Origin of the sequence: Sulfitobacter sp. HI0040, assembly GCF_001634885.1 — a bacterium.
Lineage (GTDB): Bacteria > Pseudomonadota > Alphaproteobacteria > Rhodobacterales > Rhodobacteraceae > Sulfitobacter.
This window is the reverse complement of record NZ_LWEX01000261.1, coordinates 1-2,249: the sequence shown is the minus strand read 5'-3', so window position 1 is coordinate 2,249 and position 2,249 is coordinate 1. Positions and strand designations below refer to the sequence as shown.

Sequence of the window (2,249 nt, the reverse complement as noted above, 5' to 3'; positions counted from 1 at the left end):
AAGCACCTGCGCGGCGGAGGTGACCTTGCCGGACTCCATCACCGCGCGGAAGGCTTCAATTTGTCGGTGTGTGAGCCGGCCGATCATGGTGATATATAACCTCAGAGAATGAATGACGAAAATATTACGATTATTCTTATGTGATCAACCCTGCGATTTTGGACTCGGAGGAATCACATGCAGCATTGCGACCCTGAAATCACGATCGTCGGCGGCGGCCTTGTCGGCCTATCTGTCGCGCTCGGTCTGCTTTCGGCTGGAAGGCGAGTGCGGGTGCTGGACGGTGCTGACGGGGACGCGCGGGCTTCACAGGGGAACTTCGGGCTTATCTGGGGACAGGGCAAGGGCTGGGATTTCGCGCCCTATGCGAACTGGACGATGGATGCGCTGGTCGCCTGGCCGAGTTTCGCACGCCAGATGAAGGAGCTTTCAGGCATTGATGTGGCTTTGGATCAGTCGGGTGGGTATGAGTTCTTTACCGATCCAGCCGAGATGGCCGGTTTTGCAGCGCAGCTTGAACAGCAAGCCGCCCATCTAAACCACCGTGCCAGCTTTGAAATTCTGACCGGAGATGACCTGCGCAGTCAATTGGGGGGCATCGGGCCGGAAGTCGTCGGAGCGAGTTTTTCGCCCCGTGACGGACATGTGAATCCGCTTCGTTTTCTTCGGGCACTCCGCTGTTCCGTGCAAGCCTTGGCCGGATGCGTGACCATGGGCGCGACCGTTTCCACGATCACGCCAGAGCCGGACGGTGGCTTCTCGCTTACGTTGGCGAATGGTCAAACCCTTGGAGCCGAAATGGTTGTGCTCTGCGCAGGTCTTGGCTCGATCGCTTTGGCCAGCGAACTTGGGTTTGAGACTCAGGTAAGGCCGCAACGTGGCGAGCTCCTGATTACCGAAAAACTTGGGGACCGGTTGCCGTTCCTTTCCAGCACCATCCGTCAGGTCGACGAAGGTGGTATCCAGATCGGCGGCACCAAGGCGGAAACAGGGATGGACGACAGCGAGAGCCTTGACGTCATGGCAAGCCTCGCGCGCCATGCTGTGACCGTGTTCCCCGCGCTCGCAGATGTGCGGGTGGTCCGGGCCTGGGGAGCGCTGCGAGTAATGTCTCCTGACGGCTACCCCGTCTATGCCAAGTCTGCCGCGCACCCTGGCGCCTTTCTTGTGACCTGTCACAGCGTTTACACGTCTTGCCTCCGAACCAGAGTTTGCCCGCTTCGGGTTCATCGCGGCCCCGCACCCGTTCGAAGACGGACGCGACAAGTTCCGAGTGAAGCCAGATCAAATCGCTCCCCTGATGAGGGAGTTCGATACGCGCGTGGCCCCGTGGGCACAGGGACAGGCTTCGCGCGACGGACTGACCCGGGCGGAGTTCATCGCGCAACTGGACCGCAACGAGGCCGTCGGCACTGTCTGCGACAAGAAGGCGAAGCTGCGCGCCAAACGGCTGGAAAAAGCCGGGAGACCGGGTCAGTCCAGTCGGCAAGACGCTCCCAGCCGCTCCGAATTGCTGCGGCAGGCCGGCTTCCTGGTCGGCAAGCATACTTGGAGCGACAAGACCCTCGCGACACGCCGGGGCTACATCGTTTCGCTGGCCAAGGCGGTCGCCTCATCTACCGAGGTCTTGCCGGATACCATCGAAGAGCTCACCGATCCGGAATTCCTCGATGTCGCTGCGGAGACCCTGAAGGAGGTCAATCAAGGCGAATACCCAAGTGCCTATGTGACCAGCGTGCTCAAAACGGCTCGAAAGATCGCCCGTGACTATCTCTGCCGCCCGCCTGAGGATCTCCGGGAGATCGATGACACGATCGCCCTTCAAAAGGTGAGTTACCAAGGTATCGCGCCCAGGAACATGGCCAAGCTGCGCCAGTTCAACGACACGCGGATACAGCAGGCCATTGATCTGAGCGCAGTGCTGCTACGTGACATCGAGGCCTCGATCCAGCGAAAGCGCCAAGCTGCGCGCAAGTCAGACGGCTCCCTTCCGAGGGCCGCCGAAGTGATCGACCCGGAGCTTGGTCGCGACATCATGGCCGCCTTGGCACATGACATCCTGCTCGCACGCGCTCCCCGAAGTGAGAACGTCGTGAAGGGGAGGCTGGACTGGGTGACCTGGCAGGATGGTCGGGCGCGTATAGTAGTGCCCGCTGCCCAGGTGAAGATGCGGAGCGCTGGCGATGCAAATCTGACCATCCAACTCGGAAAGGCCGCAAGCAAGCTGCTCAAAACCTATCTGGAGACCG

General features: G+C 60.6%; 2 pseudogenes. Both read left to right on the top strand.

The features are described from left to right. Positions 1-177 precede the first annotated feature (177 nt). Positions 178-1,122: pseudogene (locus A3728_RS22800) on the top strand (NAD(P)/FAD-dependent oxidoreductase); the annotation flags it as partial. Positions 1,123-1,300: 178 nt separating this feature from the next. Beyond that, positions 1,301-2,249: pseudogene (locus tag A3728_RS23490) on the top strand (site-specific integrase); the annotation flags it as partial.